The sequence below is a fragment of the Methylobacterium longum genome (genome assembly GCF_022179385.1).
Lineage (GTDB): Bacteria > Pseudomonadota > Alphaproteobacteria > Rhizobiales > Beijerinckiaceae > Methylobacterium > Methylobacterium longum.
The window spans coordinates 66841-86850 of record NZ_BPQS01000019.1; the positions used below are offsets into that span (position 1 = coordinate 66841).

Here is a 20010-nt window from a genome sequence, read left to right on the forward strand (position 1 = left end):
ATCTCCCGAACGATCCCACGCGATCACGGGACGCCGCGGATCACGGCGTGGGCGACCGGCGTCCGGGAAGCCAGCGCCGCGTCGCAGGACACCATTCGGGCTGAAATGACGGTCGCCGAAACGCACCGCCGCGGAACGTGGTGCGGACCATCTCGGGCACGGCCACGATGCCCATTGTGGCTGTCAGATCATCTGACCGTGGGATTTCCAAAAACCATTCGCCGAAGACGCAGCTGCGGCCCATCGGCAGAGACAAGATCCGGCCGATAGCCGGCTTGCGCTGTTCGGGGTGGCCGCCGGATATTCGTTCGGCGATGCTACCTGTTGGGGTGCCGCGGCGCTGTTCGCACGGGGGAGGCGCGGCGTGCCCCTGCAAGGCCCCGTCGATCACGGGTCCGCTGTGAGTCGGGCGAGGCTTGACGCCAGCTCGTCCTTGCGGAACGGCTTGGTCAGCCGCGGCAGGTCCGGATCCAGACCTTCGCGCTCAGCGTAGCCGGATACCAGCAGGACGGGCATCCCGGGTCTGGCTGTCCGCATCGTGCGCGCCAGTTCGGTCCCGCTGATGCCCGGCATCAGGTGATCGGTCACGAGAAGGTCGAAGTGCTCGCCTTTGTCGACGAGATTGAGAGCCGCCTCCGCCGAAGTGGCTTCGACCACCGCATAGCCCAGATCGCTCAGCATATCCGCCGTGCTCATCCGCACGAGTTCCTCGTCGTCGACGAGGAGCGCCGTTCCGCGCGTGGTGAGCAACTCGGACATCTTGACCGCTGGCCTGACGGCCCCCTGGCCGCCCGTGCTTCGGGGGAGCCACAGCTCGACGTTGGTGCCGAGCCCGGGTCGGCTCTGGATCGCCAGCGCGCCACCCAGTTGCGAGGCAAGCCCATGGACCATCGACAGTTTGAGACCCGTCCCCTTGCCGACCCCCTTGGTCGAAAAGAACGGCTCGACGGCGCGCGTGATCGTCGCCTCGTCCATGCCTGAACCCGTGTCGGCAACGGACAGGCAAAGGTACGTCCCAGGTCGTAGCTTGGTCCGATGGCCCGCTCTCACGTCTTCTACGCTGGTCGAGATGCGGAGCGTTCCACCGTCCTCCATAGCATCCCGCGCGTTCACGGCGAGGTTCAGAAGCGCCATCTCAAGCTGGTTCGGATCGGCCTTCGCCAGCGGCAGCCCGTCCGGAGCGTCGACCAGGACCTTGATCTGCGGACCCGTGGTGCTCGCGACCAGTTCGCCCATGCCGGTGACCAGCTTGGCAATGTCGACCGGCACCGGCTGAAGCGGCTGACGGCGCGCAAACGCCAGCAGCCGCTGGACCAGCGTCTTCGCCCGCTCGGCCGATTGCATCGCACCAGCGATCAGGCGCTGCTCGCGCTCACCGCCGAGCTGCCTTCGCTGAAGCATGTCGAGCGAGCCCACGATCGGGGTCAGCAGATTGTTGAAGTCTTGCGCGACTCCGCCGGTCAGCTGACCCATCGCCTCCATCTTTTGCGACTGGCGAAGCGCTTCCTGCGCCTCGGCGAGCTGCGCCTCGCGGCGGAGGCGGTCGCTGACGTCCGTTACAAACTGGTAGACACCCACCTGCTCGCCGGCCTCGTTGCGCAGGGGCCGGAAATTTACTTCGAAGTAGGGGCGGCCCCGGTCCGGATCGCCATAATTCTCGACGAACGTGACCGGCTCGCCGCGCATGCCCTGCACCCAGCCGGTCCGGACCTGTTCCTGGTGCTCCGGTTGGTCGGCGAGCAGCTCCAGCATGTTGTCGCCTGCCTTCGGGCGCACGCCGTAGATGCGCTCGAACTCCGTGGCGTTAGCGCCATTCAAGGCGAGGATGTTGTACTCAAGGTCGATCGCCATGATCATGACGTCGGTCATCTCGACGAGCTTCGCGAGCATGTTGCGCTCGGCGAGCGCCTCGGAGACCCGCCGCTCGAGCGTGTCGTTCAACTCGCGGAGTCGATCCTCAGCGCGGGCGCGCTCGATGGCGACTTTGATGCGTTCACCGACCTCTCGGAACAGACCCTCCTCGACGGATGTCCAGTTCCGGGCTGTGGCGCTCTGCAAGGCAAGCACGCTCACCCAACGCTCGCGCTCGAAGAGCACGACATCGAGGTAGGCGCCGACTTGCCTGGCGAGGAGCCCTGAGCGTGCGTCCTCGCTGAACCTCACGTCCGTGCGGACGTCGTCGACTTTGACGATCGGGCAATCGTGATACGCGCCCAGCAGGTCCGGTCCGAACGTCGCCAGATCGTGCTCACCCACGAGCGAATCGACGCCCCTGGTGTAGTCGCGCTCCACCCTCATCCGGGTGCCGAAGAACTCAGCGTAGAAGACCCGGCTCAGGTGGAAGCGTTCGGCCAGACGCTCCGCCGCAGTCGAGGCGATCTCCGCCGGCGTGCTGAGGAGGCGCAACGCATCCGAGAGCGCGAGCAGGAACACCTGCCTCGCCTCGCTTTCGCGCAGGTTTGCCTGAGCCGTCGTTCGTTCGATCGCGTCGGCCGCTTGGCGGGCGAGGACATCGAACAGCTTCAGATCGCGCTCCGGAGGGGTGTGCGGGTCTTTCCAGTGCGTCGAGAGCATGCCGATGGGCTTGCCCGAGCGTGACAGCAGCGGCGTCGTTTGGATCGCCCGCATACCCGTCCAGCGGTAGGACTGAAGATCGCCGCTGTCGTGGGCCAAGCCGCTGAGTTCCACGTCGGGCACGATCACGCGTTTGCCCGTGGTCATCGCGATGCCACACGTGCTCTCGGAATTCGCGTCGACCGTCTGCCAGTAAGCCGCCGAGCGTGGGTCGTAGCCGCGGTGTGCCAGGAGTTTGAGATCCCCGGCCTCGTCCAGTATCTGGATGCTGGCGCATTCGGACCCCATCAGTTCGGCGGCGGCGGTCAGGATGGCGTCGTATATGGCTTGCGGAGCCTCGTCGCCGACCAGCCGCGTGCTGATGTCCTGCAAGCGCCCGAGCGCCGCGACTTCGGCGGCCAGGGCCGCCTCGGTCTCGTGCTCGGCCGTTCGGTCGCGGAACATGTTGAGATAGCTGCCGCCGTCAGCGTCGAGACGCATCATGAGCCCGGAGGCCCAGAACCGGCTGCCGTCCTTGCGCATGTGCCAGCGCTCGTTCTGCGCTCGCCCGTGGCGCATCGCCCGGCTCAACTCCGCGTCGGCCCGGCCCAAGGCTCGGTCTTCGGGTGTGAACAGGATATTCCCCGGCTGCCCGATCGCATCGCGCTCGGTGAAACCCGTGAGGCGCTCCGCCCCCGTGTTCCACGTCGTGATGATCCCGCGATCGTTGAGGCGTACGATCGCGTAGTCTTCGGCGCCCTCGACAATCTGTCGGTAGCGCGTCTCACTTTCCCGCAGCGCGCGCTCGGCGCGGCGCTGATCTCGTGCGGCCGCCTGATTGCCGGTCACCTCGGAGAGCGGGTGAAAGACGCCCTTTACCCGTCCGGTCTCATCGCGCACGGGCTGGAAGCTGCCGGTGAAGAAGCGCTGCTCGACGAGCCCCAACGATTTCCGCAGCAGCACCGCGTGCTCGTCGATCCGGACCGTCTCGCCTTCGAACACACGATCGAGGAGGGGCCCGAGGAACGTTTCGTAAGCCTCGCTCCAGTTCCGGGCCGCCGACCGGCCGAGCGCGTCCGGGTGCCGCTCTGCCGCGATCGGGACGTACGCGTCGTTGTAGAGCTGGATGCGCTCAGGTCCCCAGAGGATCGACACCGGGCTCGACGAGGTGAGCATGATGTTGACCGCGGTCTTCAGGCTCGACGACCACTCCTCGATGGGGCCGAGCGGGGTCGCAGACCAATCCCGCGAGCCGACAAGCAGGCCGATCGCGCCGCCGCCGGCGAGGAAGGCATGCGTGGCAGGGGGGGCCAGAACAGAGGCCACGAACAGTCCTTTCCGCGGGCGATCCCTGCGCAACTGGCGAGGGACCGGCTCGACGCTTAGCGCAGGAGGGCCGTCCCGTCATGAGCGAACCGGTTCGGCCGGGCATGATCGGCCGGACTGAAGAGTGACATGACCAAGGCGTGTCGATCACCCCCCATGCGGAAACGTCGGCTACCGGGATCGCTGCCAAGTCAACTTACCGACCGCAATGGCCGTGAAACGGTCACGGGGACGGTTCCGGGAGCCGCCGGCCTACGTCCGGGCGGTTCGGGGCAAAGAGCGGATCCAGAACGTCCGGACCAATTCAGGATCAGCGCATTTTGCGATGATGGGCATGCCAGTTCGGCGGCATGAGAGGTCTCAGTACAGTCAGCGCGCGTCTCCTGTGTTCCATCGACCGTGTAGTGTCCGTTGAAAGCGGCGTTGATTGTCCAAAGAACGCTGACGCCGGTCCGGATCATGGATCTTCAGCGGGCCGACCTGCTCCACCTGGAAACGAAAACACCAGCTATGATGTCCTGACAAGATCGGAGAGCCAGTCCCGGGCCTTCTGAAGCTCGTCCCACGGTGTCTCTCCCAGGGGAAAATGCACGCCGAGAACCACGCTGAGCACCGCGTTCAGATGGGCGAGGTGCTGCCGGTCGTTCGCGCTGCGGACGCCGCCGCCGCGCTGCTCCGCGATGATCGCGTCGCGGAACTTCGTCAGCTCTGCCGTCGCTTCCGAGAGACGGTCGTCGTCGCGCTCAGGCTTGCGCGCCAGCACGATGTCGAGGGCGGCGAGCGCTCGGTGGCCGGACTCCCGGCCAGGGGCGGCGCTCACGTCCGGGCCTCGCTCTGCCCGAGCACGTCCGGCCGCGCCTTGCGGCCGGGCCGTATGTTGCAGGTGATCGCCTTGGTCGAGTGGATGCTGGTGTTGGCGTCGCCGGTGATCGCCAGCAGCACGTTGGCGACGTCGCCCCGCGCGTAGCCCTGCCAACCGTAGACCCAGGGCATGCCGATCTGGTGGACCTCCCGGCCGTCGATCCGGAATGGCTTGAGCCGCTCCGTGACCATGGCCCGAACCTCGACCTCGCCGCGCAGGGTCGAGATCACGGTCCAGCCGAGGTGCCGTATCCTGAGGCTCGCCGCGAGTTCCGGGGAGATTTCCACGAAGGCCTCCGGCTGGAGTTCCGCCGTGTGGGGCATGACTCGGGTGGCGATGCCGCCGCAATGCATCTCGGTCAGGCGGAAGGTGGTGAAGACGTAGGGGAATCGCGGGTCGGCGGCGTCGTGGAGTTCGTTGCCGGGCCGGCCCCAGAGCTTCGCGGTCGGGTTGCGCTGCTGCTTCGGGTAGAGCGGGTTGCGGACCGGACTCTCGATCGGCTCGTAATGCGTCGGCAGCGGCCCGTCCTTGAGCCCGGACGGCACGAACAGTGCGCACTTGCCGTCCGCCTCCATGATGAACGGGTCGTCGCCGCCCAGCGCGTCCATGCCGTGCGGCCGCTTCGACCAGTCCGGGCGGTAGTCCGGCCGCTTGTCGGCCAGGAAGTCTGGCACGTCGTTGCCGGTCCACTTGGCCTGCGCCTCGTCCCACCAGATCATCTTCTTGCGTTCGGACCAGGGCTTCCCGGCCGGATCCGCAGAGGCGCGGTTGTAGAGGGTCCGGCGGTTGAGCGGCCATGTCCAAGCCCAGCCGAGATGGGCGCCGGATTCCCCGGGCCCGTCCGGTCGGCGGGAGCGCGAGAGGTTCTTCCCCGTCTCCGGGAAGATGCCGCAATACATCCAGCCGCCGCAGGCTGTGGAGCCGTCGTCCTTGAGCTCGCGATAATCCGCGACCTGCTTCCCGTCCGCGACGGTCCGGCCGTTGATCTCGCGCAGCACCGCCTCGGCGTCGGGCTCCTGCTTCTCGCCCCGGAGCGCGTAGTCCCATGTCAGCGCCTGGATGGCCCGGTCCTTCGGCTCAATGGAGTCCCGGTAGAGCTCCTTCAGCCGCCGCCCGAGATGGACGATGAACCAGAGGTCCGAGCGGCTGTCGCCCGGCGGCTCGCAGACCACGTCGTGCCACTGCACCAGCCGGGAGGTGTTCGTGACCGAGCCGTCCTTCTCACCCGGCATGGCGGCGGGCAGGAAGAACATCTCGGTGCCGATCTCCTCCGGCCGGACCTCGCCCTTGCGGACCCGGTGGCCCTGCTGCCAGAAATTGGCGGTTTCCGTCATGGCGAAATCGCGCACGACCATCCATTCGAGATTGGCGAAGCCGCGTTCCACGAGTTCCGAATTCACCGCCCCCACGGCAGGGTTCTGGCCGAGGATGAACTGACCCTTCACGACCCGGTCCGACATGGCCATGGTCATCGGCTCCTGCGAGGCGTCGCCGGTGAGCTTGGGCAGGAACTGGTAGCCCCACCCGTTCTCCCGCGTCGCAGCCTCGCCGTACCAGGCCTTGAGCAGGCTGATCACGTATTTCGGCATGTTCGACCACCAGCCCGTGGGCGGCGTCTCGGTCGCGAGGTACCGGTCGACGGTGGCGTGGTCGTGGAAGACGTTCGGCTGCGGCAGGTAGGTCGGCAGCATGTTGTAGAGCGTCGGGATGTCGGTCGAGCCCTGGATGCTGACGTGGCCGCGCAGGGCCATGATGCCGCCGCCCGGCCGCCCGATATTGCCGAGCAGCCCCTGGATGATGCTCGCGGCCCGGATGATCTGGACGCCGGTGGAGTGATGCGTCCAACCCACCGCGTAGGTGAAGGCTCCGGTCTTCTCCCGCCCTGAGTTGTGCGCGAAGATCTCGGTGATCCGGACGAACAGGTCCTTCGGGCAGCTGGTCACCCGCTCGACCATCTCGGGCGTGTAGCGCGCGTAGTGGCGCCGCATGATCTGGTAGACGCAGTTCGGGTGCTGCAGGGTCGGGTCCTGCGGCGGCGGCGACTTGGTCATGCTCTCGAAGGCCGCGCCCTCATCGGAGGAATTCTCCTGGGATTGCACCCGGTGCTCGGCCACCGGCGACGGCACGGTCTTGCCGGCGTATTGCCACGTGTCCTGCGAATAGGTCCCAGCTACCGGGTCGTAGCCGGAGAACAGGCCTTCGTTCTGCTCGGGGTCGCCGTAGCCCTCCTCGATGATGTGGCTGATGTTCGTGTAGGCGAGGGCGAAGTCCCGGAACCAGAGGTCGTTCTCGAGGATGTGCCGGATCATCCCGCCGAGGAACGCGATGTCGGACCCGGAGCGGATCGGCGCGTAGATGTCGGCGAGCGCGCTCGTGCGGGTGTAGCGCGGGTCGATGTGGATCACGGTCGCGCCGCGGCGCTGGGCCTCCACGACGAAGCGGAATCCCACCGGGTGGTTCTCCGCGAGGTTGGACCCCATCTCGATGATGCAGTCGGAATTGGCCAAGTCCCACAGCGCCATGGTGGCGGCGCCGCGCCCGAAGGTGGTACCCAGACTGGGCACCGAGGACGAGTGTCAGATGCGCGCTTGGTTCTCGATGTTGATCATCCCGAGGCCGCCGCCGAACAGCTTCTTGATGAGGTAGTTCTCCTCGTTGTCCATGGTGGCGCCCCCGAGGGAGCCCAGGCCTAAGGTGTGATTGATGATCCGGCCGTCCGGTAGGGTTCCCGCGAAGGTCTCGTCGCGCACCTGTTTGGTCAGCTGGGCGATGCGCTCCATCGCCCAGGCCAGCGGCCTCTTCTCCCATCGGTCGGAATAGGGCGCCCGGTAGAGCACGTCGCTGATCCGCTCGGGTGAGAGCAGCATGCCGAGCGTGCCGGCGCCCTTGGGGCACAGGGTTCCCTGGTTGATCGGGCTGCGCGGATCACCCTCCACGTGGATCGGCCTGCCGTTCTTGGCGTAGATGAGCTGACCGCAGCCCACGGCGCAGAACGGGCATACGCTGGTGCCGATCCGGTCGGCCTCCTCCAGGCGGGGGCGCAGGTTTGCCGAGGTCGTGCTCCGGGCCGCCTCGGACATGACGCTCTGCCCGGCCATCTGGCGCGGGAGCGACCAGTCCCGCACGAAGCCCGCTACCCTCTCCGACAAGCGCCTGCGGATCTTCGTCATCGTGCCACCCGTTGCTCGGCCTTCGCAAGGTTAAGCCGGGCGGGCAGCCATTTTGTTCCCGGCCGAGCGGCGCCCGGCAGCACTCGCGGCGTTGCGCCAAGGTCAGGCCGGATCGGCTGAGAAACTTCGCCGGCGAGCGGCGGTTATCGGATCAGTTGTGATCTATTCCAGGCTTCGACTGCCACGCTCCGAGAGGACGAGACTTTGACGTATGTTAAAGAAGGCGTGGTCACCATCGTCCAGGAGAGCCGCTTTCAGCTCACGGACGACAACGGGGTCTCGCACCTGTTCCTGCTGGACCGCAACGCCGCGGCCGAGCCGGCGCAACTCGCGCCCCTTCAAGCCCGCCAGGCGCGGGTGCGCGTGACCTACGAGCCCGCTCGGAACCTGATCGGCCTCGTGGCCCGTTCGGTCCGCCTCCTCCCGCCGTCCCAGGCCCGCTGAGGAGCGCCGACCCATGAACATGCATCCCCGCGCCCTGGAGCACGCTTACTCCACCTTGGATCACGTGATCCCGAACGAGTCCGAACTCACCGCCGGGGTGCGGATCGAGGCGGGGCGGTCCTACGGCTTCTTCACCGACACCACGGTCTGCATCGGCTGCAAGGCCTGCGAAGTCGCCTGCAAGGAGTGGAACAATCTGCCGGCCGACAATATCGGGCTCACCGGCCAGAGCTTCGACAACACCGGCGCCCTGTCGGCCAACAGCTGGCGGCACGTCGCCTTCGTAGAGAAGTCCGGGGCAAACGGCCTCCGGGGCGGACAGGACCAGAAGTTCCAGTCCGGCTGGCTCATGATGAGCGACGTGTGCAAGCACTGCCACAACGCGCCCTGCCTCGAAGCCTGCCCGACCGGGGCCCTGTTCAAGACCGAGTTCGACACGGTCGTGGTCCAGCAGGATATCTGCAATGGCTGCGGCTACTGCGTGCCGGCCTGCCCGTTCGGCGTGATCGACGTCAGCACGGTGGACGGCAAGGCGCACAAGTGCACCCTCTGCTACGACCGCCTCAAGGGCGGGCTGGAGCCTGCCTGCGCCAAATCCTGCCCGACTGACTCGATCCAGTTCGGCGAGTTGTCCGACCTCCAGATCCGGGCGGCCGAGCGCGTCGAGCACCTGCACGGGATCGGCGTGGACAGCGCCTACCTGTACGGCACCCCCGGCGCCCCGGGGGCGACCGGCGATCTCGGGCACCTCAACGCCTTCTTCCTGCTGATCGACCGGCCGGAGGTCTACAACCTGCCGGCCGCCCCAACCCGGCCCGCCAACCGGGTCGCGCCGAGCCTCGCCACTGGCCTCGCCACGGTGGCGGCGCTGGCGCTCGCGAGCGCCTTCCTATTCGCGCCGCAGCGGGGTGAGCGACCGTGACCGCCACGATCAGCCCGGAAGCCGCTCCCGCCACGCGGGACGGCCCCGAGGACGCGCCGCGCGTCCCCCGGCAGGCCACCGAGCCGCCCTCGGTGCACGGACGGCCGAACCGGGCCGGCTGGACGGGGCCGACCTATTACGGCCGCCCGCAGCTCAAGGCGTCGCCGTTCGAGAACCCGGTGGTGGGCGGCTACATCTTTCTCGCCGGCCTGTCCGGTTCGGCCGCGGTGATCGCCGCCCTGGCGGACCTGCGTCAGGGCGCGGAGGCGGCGCCGCTCGTGCGCCGGGGGCGCTACCTCGCGCTGCTCGCCCCCATCCTCGGCGCGCCGCTCTTGGTTTATGACCTGCACACGCCCGAGCGCTTCTACAACATGCTGCGGGTGGCCAAGCACACCTCGCCCATGTCGATCGGCACCTGGATCCTGATGGGCTTCAGCGGGGCCGCCGGCCTCACCGCGGCGGCGCAATTCGGTGCAGATCTCCGGCCAGGGACGCGGGGCCTCAGGGGCCTTGCCCGCGCCGCCCAGGTGCCGGCGGCGCTCACGGGCCTCGGCCTCTCGACCTACACGGCGTCCCTGCTGTCGGCGACCTCGACGCCGCTCTGGGCCGCGGCCCCGCAGAGCCTCGCCATGCGTTTCGGCGCCTCGTCGATGGCTTCGGCGGCCGTGGCGCTGGCGATGACCGAGGCCGATCCGAGCCGGCGCCGCGCCCTTGAGGGAACCGCCGCGGCGGCGCTCGCCGCCGAACTCGCCGGCGCGGCGATCTCGCATGCCACCTACCGGCGCACGGGCGTCGCGGGCGCCCTCAGCGGGAAGGCCGGCAGGGTGGAGCATCTGGGGGCGACCCTCCTGGGCACCGCCCTCCCGCTGGGGATCTTGGCAGCCTCGCTCCTGACCCGCCGCGGCCTGCCGCGACCCGTGACGGCTCTCGCCGCCGTCGCGACGCTCGCGGGCGCCGCGGCCCTGCGGATATCAATCATGGCGGCGGGCGACCGTTCGGCCGAGGATCCGGACGTGAGCTTCCGGTTCAGCCAGCCCGAAAATCTGCCCGCACGGTGATCCATCCATGCCCCGGGGACCGCATCCGTCGGATCCGGTTGCGCGCTCAGCGAAGGGCCCCCTCCCGCCCCTCCAGTCGCGGCCGCATCATGTCCGGATTTTATAGGGAACCGCGGGCGGGGGCCGTCATTTGCTTGGATGAGGTCGGAGAATGACGGCGCGAACCTTTTTATCGGCAGCTGATCTCGATTTCTCGAAATAATCGTTGATCTGCCCACCAGTCTCATTTGAGGTGGACTGGAGAGATGCCGCTCAGGCGCCTGTCTAGGGACCTCCGTGCCGCCGGCTAGATGAGGCGGATTGTCTCGCGGAGATTTATCGTCGGACGGCACAAATAGCCCATATTTCCCGCGACCTTAGCATTGAAGATTGGTTTTTCGTTCGCCGAGGCCGGAATTTAACTTGCGTTGTTTCTCCGGTCCGGGATTCCCGCTCTACATAGCTGAAGGTCCTCGCAGGGGAATGTGACGCCTCGTGCCGGAATTCGTACTCATTACCGGAGGCGCCGGCTTCATCGGTCGCCACCTCTCCGCCGAACTTCTGCGCCGCGGCTACCGCGTGCGGGTGCTCGACAGCCTGATCGAGCAGGTCCATGGCGGCGGGACAAGCGGTGCCGGGATGCTGCCGCCAGAGGTCGAGTTCCAGGCGGGCGACGTCCGCGACGGCGCGGCGGTGGCCAGGGCCTTGCGCGGGATCGACCGGGTCGTGCACCTCGCGGCCGAAGTCGGCGTTGGCCAGAGCATGTACGCCGTCGAGCGCTACGTCTCGGTCAACGATTGCGGCACGGCCGTGCTGTTCCAGCAGCTCATCGAAGCGCCGGTGAGGCGCGTGGTCGTGGCCTCGTCCATGAGCATCTACGGCGAGGGGCTCTACCGCACCTCGGACGGTGGAACGGCCGAGGAGGTGGTGCGCCGCCCCCGCCGGCCCGGCGAGCCCTGGGACCCCCTCGACGCGCAGGGGCAGCCCATGCGGCCGATCCCGACGCCGGAATCGAAGCGCCCGGCCCTGGCCTCGGTCTACGCGTTGACCAAGTATACGCAGGAGCGCCTGACGCTCACGCTGGCCCCCGCCTACGGGATGGAGGGTGTGGCGCTCCGCCTGTGGAACGCCTACGGGCCGGGACAAGCCCTGTCGAACCCCTATACCGGCGTGCTGGCGATCTTCGCGGCTCGCCTGCATAACGGCCAGCCGCCGATGATCTTCGAGGACGGCGAGCAGCGGCGCGACTTCGTCCACGTGGAGGATGTCGCCCAGGCCTTTGCGCTGGCCCTGGAGCATCCGGCGGCCGCCGGTCAGGTCTACAACGTCGGCAGCGGCCAGGACCGGACTGTCCGGGAGGTCGCCCGCCTGCTGGCCCGCGCCATGGGCCGGGAGGGTATCGAGCCGGAGCTGGCTGGCCAGGCCCGGCTCGGCGACATCCGGCACTGCATCGCCGATATCGGCAAGATCCAGCGGGAGCTCGGCTACGCGCCGCGTCGTGATTTCGTCGAAGGGCTCGCCGAACTCGCCGCCTGGGTGGCCGAGCAGCAGGCCGTCGACCGCGTCGCCGAAGCGCGGCGCGAACTCGAAGCGCGGGGTCTCGTCGCGTGAACGGCCGGCCGATCCTCGTCACCGGCGGCGCCGGGTTCATCGGCGCCAACCTGTCCGACAGCCTCGCGGCCGACGGCCACGCCGTGATCGTCTACGACGCCCTGTCTCGCCCCGGCGTCGCAGGCAACCTCGACTGGCTGCGGCAGCGCCACGGCAGCCGGATCACCCCGGTCGTCGCCGACATTCGCGACGCGCCGGAACTCGCCCGGGCGGTGGCGGAGGCGGGCGCGGTGTTCCACTTCGCCGCCCAGGTCGCCGTGACCACGAGTCTCGTCGCGCCGCGCGCCGACCTGGAGATCAACCTCCTCGGCACCGTGAACCTCCTAGAGGCGTTACGCGCGCTCGAGCGGCCGGTGCCGGTGCTCTACGCCTCCACCAACAAAGTCTACGGCGACCTCCCCGACATCACCCTGGAGGCGGTCGGCGAGGCCTATCTCCCGGCCGATCCGGACCTGCGCGCCCGCGGCATCGGCGAGGCGAGACCCCTGGATTTCCACACGCCCTACGGCTGCTCCAAGGGTGCGGCCGACCAGTACGTCCTCGACTACGCCCGCAGCTTCGGCATCCCGGCGGCGGTGATGCGGATGAGCTGCGTCTACGGCCCGCGCCAGATGGGCAACGAGGACCAGGGCTGGGTCGCCCACTTCCTGATCCGGGCGCTCGCCGGCGAGGCGGTCACGCTCTACGGTGACGGCCGGCAGGTGCGTGACATCCTGCACGTGCGCGACGTGGTGGCGGTCTACCGGGCGGCCCTCGCCTGCATCGACACCGCGGCCGGTCGCGCCTTCAACATTGGCGGCGGCCCCGGCAACGCCGTGAGCCTGCTGCAGCTCCTCGACCATGTCGGCGCCCTGCTGGGCCGCCCGGTGGCGCGCAGCTTCCAGGACTGGCGCCCCGGCGACCAGCGCTACTACGTCTCCGACACGCGACGGGCCGTCGAGAGCCTCGGCCTTGAGCCCTTCACCGGCTGGCGCGATGGGGTTGCCGACCTGGCGCACTGGCTCACCACCGAGCGTGCGCAGGCGGGCGCCCCGCCGCTCGCGGGAGCGGCCGCATGAGGGTCGACCCATGAGAGACGCCCCATGAGAGTCGCGCTCGTCAACCCGCCCTGGGACTATCGCAACAGCATCTATTTTGGTTGCCGCGAGCCGCACCTGCCGCTCGAACTCGGCTATGCCGCGGCGCTCCTGGCGGCCGCCCGGCACGAGACGCTGCTGGTCGACGCCCACTTGGAGGGCCTGTCCGCCGAGGCCGCCGCCGACCGCGTGGCCGCCTTCGTGCCGGACATGACCGTGGTGGTGACGGCGCCGACCTACCTGTTCTGGCGCTGCGCCCCGCCGGAATTACGGGTGCCCCGCGCCTTCCTCGACACCCTGGCGGGCCGGGGCGGCGCCACCGTGGCGGTCGGTCCCCACGGCTCGGCGACCCCGCGGCCCGTCCTCGACAAGCTCGGCTGCGACATCGTCGTGCGCGGCGAGTGCGAGGAGGTCGTCGCCCGTCTCGCGGACCTCGCCGACCTGCGCCCGGCGACCCTGCGGGCCGTGCCCGGCCTCGCCTTCCGCGACGGCGAGGCAGCGGCAGTGACGGGTCCGCCCCAGGCCGGGCGGTTCACCGACCTGCCGGCCCTGCGCTGGCCGGAGGCCTGGATCGCCCGGCACCGGCACCACCATCATCGGTTCGACGCCGCACCGGACGGTCCGGGCGCCGAGGTCGAGGCCTCGCGCGGCTGCCCCTACACCTGCTCGTTCTGCGCCAAGATCGATTTCCGCGACGCCTACCGGCGGCGGGACCTGACCCGCGTCCTCGACGAGATCGACGGGTTGATCGCGCAGGGCGTCACCTACGTCTACTTCGTCGACGAGATCTTCCTGCCGCAGAAGCCTATGCTGGAGGCGCTGGTCGCCCGGGACCTCCGCTTCGGGATCCAGACCCGGATCGACCTGTGGAAGCCCGACATGCTCGACCTCCTCGGGGCGGCGGGATGCGTCTCCATCGAGGCTGGGATCGAGAGCCTTACCGAGGCCGGCCGGGCCGCCCTCGACAAGCGTTGCCGCGCCTCGACGGACGACCTCGCCGAGCGCCTGATCCATGCCCGCCGCACGGTGCCCTTCGTGCAGGCGAACCTCATCGCCGTGGCGGGGGACGACCCCGATCTCGTGGCGACGTGGCGCGACCGCCTGCGCGGCCAGGGCGTCTGGGCGAACGACCCGGTGCCGCTCTATCCCTATCCGAGCTCCCCCGATTACCGGCGCCTCTGGGGCGAGCCCGACGACCGGGCCTGGGAGCGGGCGCACCACCATTATCTCGGCCAGTTCGACCAGTTCAGCGACATCCAGGACGAGCGCCCCCTGCCGCTGTCCGAGCTGGAGGCCGCATGCGGGTGCTGTTGAACCCGTCCCGGACTATGGCGCCGCACGTCCTGATGAGCGCGGACGCGGTGGGCGGGGTCTGGCAGTACAGCCTCGACCTCGCGGCCGGCCTCGTGCGGCGGGGCCTGCCGGTGACCGTGGCGGTCCTGGGACCCGCGCCCTCCGACGCGCGGATCGCGGCGGCCGAAGATGCCACCGGCGCGCGCATCCTCGCCACCGGCCTGCCCCTCGACTGGACCGCCGAGACGTCCGACATCGTGCTGGATGCCGCGCGGGCGTTCGCGGAGCTTGCCCGAAGCCTCGAAGCCGATTGCGTCCACCTGCACAGCCCCGCCCTGGCGCTGGCGGATTATCCCATGCCGGTCGCCGCCGTGTGCCATTCCTGCGTGGCGACGTGGTGGGAGGCCGTCGAGACCGGGCCGCTGCCCCCCGACCTCGCTTGGCGCCACGACCTCACGGTGCGGGGCTGCCGCACCGCGGATGCCCTCCTCGCCCCCACGCGGGCCCACGCTCTGGCCACCGCCCGGGTCTGCGGACTCGCGCGGCCGCCCCGGGTGGTCCGCAACGGGCGCACCCCGAGCGGCTCGGCTCCCCGGGCCCTCGCGCGCCACGCCTTCACGGCCGGCCGGCTCTGGGATCGGGCCAAGAACGCCGCCGCCCTCGACGGCCTTGCCGCCCGCCTGTCCGCGCCGCTGCGCGCGGCCGGCTCCGTGGAGGGGCCGAACGGCGCGCAGGTCGGGACGCGCCACCTGCATCTCCTCGGGCGGCTCGACGACGTCGGCATTGCCGCGGAACTCGCCGCTCGGCCGGTCTTCGTCTCGCTCGCCCGCTACGAGCCCTTCGGCCTCGCCGTGCTGGAGGCGGCTACGGCCGGCTGCGCGCTGGTGCTCTCCGATATCCCGAGCTTCCGGGAATTGTGGGACGGCGCCGCCGCCTTCGTGCAGCCGGACGACGCGGCCGCCGCGGCCACCTCCGTGCAGGGCCTCCTCGACGATGCCGAACGGCGCGCCGCCGCCAGCGCGGCCGCGGCTGCCCGCGCCGCCCGCTACGGCGTCGAGCCGATGATCGATGGGGTGCTCGGCATCCTGCGCGGCCTCCTCGCCGGCACACCCGCGCGGCTCGGTGGAGCCGCCGCATGAGGATCGCTTACTTCACCCATTCCCTGGCCTCGTGCTGGAACCACGGCAACGCGCATTTCCTGCGCGGCGTCCTGCGGGCGCTGATGGCGCGCGGACACGCCGTCGCCGCTTACGAGCCGGAGGGCGCCTGGAGCCTCGAGAATCTCCTGCGCGACCACGGCGAGGCCGGCCTCGCCGCCTACCGTGCCGCGTATCCGGACCTCGCCTCGGAGCGCTATGCCGCCGTCGAGGACGTTGTCGAGCGCGTGGCCGGGAGCGACCTCGTCCTCGTCCACGAGTGGAGTGACCCGGCCCTGGTGGCGGCCCTGGGCGCCGCGCGGCGCTGCGGAGCGCGCTACACGCTCCTGTTCCATGACACGCACCACAGGGCGGTGAGCGCCCCCGAGGAGATGGCGCGCTTCGATCTCTCCGGCTACGACGGCGTCCTGGCCTTCGGCGAGACTCTCGCGGCCGTCTACCGGGCGCAGGGCTGGGGACGCCACGTCTTCGTCTGGCACGAGGCCGCCGACACCCGGCTGTTCCATCCCACGGCCGAAGAGCGGGCGGGTCGCGACGTCTTCGGATCCGGCGCGGGTCCCCTCCCCCATGCGGGAGACGGACCGGGTGAGGGAGAAGGGGTTTCCGCAACGACCTCCGATCTGCGGCAGGGCGGCGGCGCGCTCTTGACGGACGGATTTGACCCCTCAAACCAACCCACGCACGCCGGGAGAAGGGAACCGGTCGCCTCCGGTTCCGGCAGTCCGGAAGGCCCTCGCTCGGGCCTGATCTGGATCGGCAATTGGGGCGACGGGGAGCGCAGCGCCGAGCTGGAAACCTACCTGTTCCGCCCCGCCGAACAGGCCGGCCTGCCCCTCGACGTCTACGGCGTGCGCTACCCCGAGGCGGCACTCGCGACCCTGCGGCGCTACGGCGTCCGCTATCACGGCTGGGCGGCGAACGCCGCCGCGCCCGGCCTGTTCGCCCGCCACATCGCCACGGTCCACGTGCCGAGGCGCTTCTACGTCGAGCGCCTGCCGGGCATCCCTACGATCCGGGTGTTCGAGGCCCTGGCATGCGGCATCCCCCTGGTCTGCGCCCCCTGGGACGACGCGGAAGGGCTGTTCCGCCCAGGCCGGGACTACCTCGTGGCCCGCACCGGCGCCGAGATGGAGCGCCACCTGCGCGCCCTCCGCTCCGATGCCGGCCTGCGGGCCGCGCTCGCGGAATCCGGGCTCGCCACCATCCGGTCGCGCCACACCTGCGCGCACCGGGCCGAGGAACTGCTCGCCATCGCCGAGAGCCTGCGGGCGCCCGCCACCCTGGAGGCCACCGCGTGAGAATCGCCTTCTACGGCTCCTCCCTGCTGTCGTCCTACTGGAACGGCGCCGCAACCTACTACCGGGGCATGCTCGCCGCCCTGGCGCGGCACGGCCACACCATCATCTTCTACGAGCCGGACGCCTTCGACCGGCAGCAGCACCGGGACATCGAGGCGCCGCCCTACGCAGCCGTGAAGGTCTACCCGGCGACCATCGAAGCCGCCCGCGCGGTCATCGCGGAGGCCGCCGAGGCCGACGTGGTAATCAAGGCGAGCGGCGTCGGCGTGTTCGACGACGACTTGCTCCACGGCGTGATCGCCGCGTCCCGCCCCGAGGCGGTACGGATCTTCTGGGACGTGGACGCCCCGGCCACTCTCGCCGAGATGCGTGCCAGCCCCGACCACGCGCTCCGCCGCGCCCTCCCCGACCTCGACCTCGTGCTGACCTACGGGGGCGGCCCGCCGGTGGTCTCGGCCTACGGGGGCTTCGGCGCCCGCGCCTGCATCCCGATCTACAACGCCCTCGATCCGGAAACCCATTTCCCGGTGCCGCCGGAGCCGCGCTTCGCGGCCGACCTCGCCTTCCTGGGCAACCGCCTGCCGGACCGCGAGGCGCGGGTGGAGAAGTTCTTCCTCGCGGCGGCGGCCCGGCTGCCGGAACGGGCCTTCCTGATCGGCGGCAACGGCTGGGAGAGCCGCGGCCTACCGCTGAACGTCCGGCATCTCGGCCACGTCTACACGCGCGAGCACAACGCCTTCAACACGACGCCCCTGGCGGTCCTGAACATCGCCCGCGACAGCATGGCGGCGGTGGGCTTCTCCCCCGCCACCCGCGTGTTCGAGGCGGCGGGTGCCGGCGCCTGCCTGATCACCGACGCGTGGGAGGGCCTCGGCCTGTTCCTCGACGCGGGTACCGAGGTGCTGGTCGCGCGGGACGGGCGGGATGTCGCCGACCATGTCGCCGCCCTGACCCCGGAGCGCGCCCGCGCCATCGGCGAGGCCGCCCGCCGCCGCATCGTGGCCGAGCATACCTACGCGAGGCGGGCGGTCGAGGTCGACGCGATCCTGCGGGCCGAGGCGGCCCGCAAGGCGGAAGCCGGCGCGGTCCGGCGGAGTGTCGCGTGAGCGCGGCCCCGATGCGCCTCGTCGTTCTGGGCCTGAGCCTGTCCTCCTCCTGGGGGAACGGCCACGCCACCACCTACCGCGCCCTCCTCAAGGCCTTCGCGGCCCGCGGCCACGCCGTGCTGTTCCTGGAACGCGACGTGCCCTGGTACGCCGCCCACCGCGACTTGCCCGATCCGGGCTTCTGCGAGCTCGCCTTCTACGCCGACCTCGACGGGCTCGCGAAGCACCGCGCCGCCATCGCCGCGGCGGATGCCGTGATCGTCGGCTCCTACGTGCCCGAGGGGATCGCGGCCGGCGCGCGCGTGCTCGACTGGGCGCGTGGCGCGCGCGCCTTCTACGACATCGACACGCCGGTGACCCTGGCGGCCCTGGAGGCCGGCACCTGCGCCTACCTCGCGGCCGAGCAGATTCGCAATTACGACCTCTACCTGTCTTTCACGGGCGGCCCGACCCTGAGGCGCCTGGAGCAGGCCTACGGGTCTCCCGCGGCCCGCGCCCTCTACTGCTCGGTCGATCCGGACGCCTATCCGCCCCTCGACCGCCCGGCGCGCTACGACCTTGGCTATCTCGGGACTTACTCTCCGGACCGTCAGCCCACGCTGGAGCGCCTGCTGATCGAGCCAGCGCGGCGCGCGCCGGACCTGCGCTTCGCGGTCGCCGGCCCGCAATATCCGGCCGCCATCGACTGGCCCGCCAACGTCGAGCGGATCGAGCACCTGCCGCCGGACCGGCATCCGGATTTCTACACGGCGAGCCGCTACACCCTGAACGTGACCCGCGCCGACATGATCCGGGCCGGCTGGAGCCCGAGCGTGCGCCTGTTCGAGGCGGGCGCTTGCGGGACGCCGGTGATCTCCGACCGCTGGGACGGGCTCGACACGTTGCTCGTACCGGAGCGCGAGATACTCCTGCCCGACGGCCCGGACGACGTCCTCGCCATCCTGCGCGTTCGCTCCGAAGCGGAGCGGCGGCGCCTCGGCGCGGCGTCCCGCGCGGCAATCCTCGTCCGGCACACCGCCGCCGCCCGCGCCGCCGAACTTGAGCATGCCCTACGCGCGGCGCGTGACGACGTGCGTGCCTCCGATCTCGCGCTTACCGGTCACTAGGCACTCGGGAGAATGTTGGTGGGAACCAGGAGTGGTATCCGAGTCCTCGTTGCCGGCGGTGCCGGCTTCATCGGCTCGCATCTGATCGACGCGCTCATCGCCGACGGTGCGCGCGTCACCTGCGTCGACAGCCTGCTGACCGGCCGGCGGGCGAACCTCGCGCATCTGGCGAAGGAGCCGCGCTTCGACTTCGTCGAGGCGGACGTGACCGAGCCGCTGCCGCCGCTGCCGCGCGTGGACCAAGTGTTCAACCTCGCCTGCGCGGCCTCGCCGCCGCACTACCAGGCCGATCCGATCCACACGATGATGACCAGCGTGCTGGGCACCGGCCGGCTGCTGGAACTCGCCCGGGCCTGTGGGGCGCGCTTCCTCCAGGCCTCCACCAGCGAGGTCTACGGCGATCCCGAGCGGCATCCGCAGCAGGAATCCTACTGGGGCAACGTGAACCCCACGGGGCCGCGGGCCTGCTACGACGAGGGCAAGCGCTCCGCCGAGACCCTGACCTTCGACTTCGAGCGCCAGCACGGCCTCGACATCCGGGTGGCCCGGATCTTCAACACCTACGGGCCGCGGATGCGCGCCGATGACGGCCGGGTCGTCTCGAACGTGATCTGCCAGGCGCTCTCGGGCGACGACATCACCATCTACGGCAACGGCGAGCAGACCCGCTCCTTCTGCTACGCCAGCGACCTCGTGGACGGCCTGCTCCGGCTGATGCGGGTCGAGACGCCCCTCGAAGGGCCGGTCAACCTCGGCAACCCCCGCGAGATGACGGTGGGCGAACTGGTCGACCTCGTCGTGCGGATGACCGAGACCCCGTCCCGGATCGTCCGCCGGCCGCTGCCCGTGGACGATCCTCAGCGCCGCCGCCCCGACATCACGCGCGCCGAGACCCTGCTCGGCTGGTCGCCCAAGGTGCCGCTGGAAGAGGGGCTGGAGGCGACGATCGCGTGGTTCTCGCGCGAGATCGCCCCGCGCCCGTTGCGCGCGGCGATCGAGGAGCGCGCCGTTGTCGCCGGCTGACCTATCCCCCCAGCGGTCGAGGCGCT

At 70.0% G+C, this 20010-nt stretch carries 14 protein-coding genes; 11 read left to right on the forward strand and 3 right to left on the reverse strand.

The genetic code is table 11. From position 1 onward, the window contains the following. Positions 1-387: 387 nt before the first annotated feature. The 3 genes from MFF58_RS17325 to fdh form a co-directional block, all read right to left on the reverse strand. Positions 388-3879, reverse strand: coding sequence for a PAS domain S-box protein (locus MFF58_RS17325; protein WP_238290013.1), 3492 nt, complete (start codon positions 3877-3879; stop codon positions 388-390). A gap of 508 nt (positions 3880-4387) precedes the next feature. Continuing rightward, a complete protein-coding gene (locus tag MFF58_RS17330) occupies positions 4388-4699 on the reverse strand; it encodes a hypothetical protein (RefSeq protein ID WP_238290014.1) in 312 nt (103 codons plus the stop codon). After that, on the reverse strand, positions 4696-7911 hold the full coding sequence (gene fdh / locus MFF58_RS17335; RefSeq protein WP_283206446.1) for a formate dehydrogenase: 3216 nt from the start codon (positions 7909-7911) through the stop codon (positions 4696-4698). The genes MFF58_RS17330 and fdh overlap by 4 nt, the downstream gene beginning before the upstream one ends. A 204-nt stretch (positions 7912-8115) precedes the next feature. Between fdh and MFF58_RS17345 the strand changes: the two genes are divergently transcribed. The 11 genes from MFF58_RS17345 to MFF58_RS17395 all read left to right on the forward strand — a co-directional run bounded on the left by MFF58_RS17345 (position 8116) and on the right by MFF58_RS17395 (position 19984). Continuing rightward, entirely contained in the window at positions 8116-8355 is a 240-nt protein-coding gene (locus MFF58_RS17345; RefSeq protein WP_238290018.1) for a hypothetical protein, read from the forward strand. A gap of 13 nt (positions 8356-8368) precedes the next feature. Next, positions 8369-9277 (forward strand): 4Fe-4S dicluster domain-containing protein, encoded by a 909-nt coding sequence (locus MFF58_RS17350; RefSeq protein ID WP_238290019.1) that lies wholly within the window; start codon positions 8369-8371, stop codon positions 9275-9277. Continuing rightward, positions 9274-10335, forward strand: coding sequence for an NrfD/PsrC family molybdoenzyme membrane anchor subunit (gene nrfD, locus MFF58_RS17355; RefSeq protein ID WP_238290020.1), 1062 nt, complete (start codon positions 9274-9276; stop codon positions 10333-10335). The genes MFF58_RS17350 and nrfD overlap by 4 nt, the downstream gene beginning before the upstream one ends. Before the next feature lie 474 nt (positions 10336-10809). After that, positions 10810-11925, forward strand: coding sequence for an NAD-dependent epimerase/dehydratase family protein (locus MFF58_RS17360; RefSeq protein ID WP_238290021.1), 1116 nt, complete (start codon positions 10810-10812; stop codon positions 11923-11925). After that, positions 11922-12983, forward strand: coding sequence for an NAD-dependent epimerase/dehydratase family protein (locus tag MFF58_RS17365; RefSeq protein ID WP_238290022.1), 1062 nt, complete (start codon positions 11922-11924; stop codon positions 12981-12983). The genes MFF58_RS17360 and MFF58_RS17365 overlap by 4 nt, the downstream gene beginning before the upstream one ends. Before the next feature lie 24 nt (positions 12984-13007). Then, complete coding sequence (locus MFF58_RS17370) at positions 13008-14315, forward strand: TIGR04295 family B12-binding domain-containing radical SAM protein (RefSeq protein ID WP_238290023.1); 1308 nt, start codon at positions 13008-13010, stop codon at positions 14313-14315. Further along, positions 14300-15433, forward strand: a complete 1134-nt coding sequence (locus tag MFF58_RS17375) for a glycosyltransferase family 4 protein (protein ID WP_238290025.1) — start codon at positions 14300-14302, stop codon at positions 15431-15433. Before MFF58_RS17370 ends, MFF58_RS17375 begins: the two co-directional genes overlap by 16 nt. Then, positions 15430-16749 carry a CgeB family protein gene (locus tag MFF58_RS17380; protein ID WP_238290026.1) on the forward strand — a complete coding sequence of 440 codons (1320 nt, stop codon included), beginning with the start codon at positions 15430-15432 and terminating at the stop codon, positions 16747-16749. Before MFF58_RS17375 ends, MFF58_RS17380 begins: the two co-directional genes overlap by 4 nt. Continuing rightward, on the forward strand, positions 16746-17855 hold the full coding sequence (locus MFF58_RS17385; protein ID WP_238290027.1) for a CgeB family protein: 1110 nt from the start codon (positions 16746-16748) through the stop codon (positions 17853-17855). Before MFF58_RS17380 ends, MFF58_RS17385 begins: the two co-directional genes overlap by 4 nt. Before the next feature lie 11 nt (positions 17856-17866). Continuing rightward, the gene (locus MFF58_RS17390) at positions 17867-18961 is read left to right on the forward strand and encodes a CgeB family protein (protein ID WP_279603352.1); all 1095 of its coding nucleotides are present in this window, start codon (positions 17867-17869) and stop codon (positions 18959-18961) included. Positions 18962-18973: 12 nt separating this feature from the next. Beyond that, on the forward strand, positions 18974-19984 hold the full coding sequence (locus MFF58_RS17395; protein WP_238290029.1) for a UDP-glucuronic acid decarboxylase family protein: 1011 nt from the start codon (positions 18974-18976) through the stop codon (positions 19982-19984). The last annotated feature ends 26 nt before the right edge of the window (positions 19985-20010 follow it).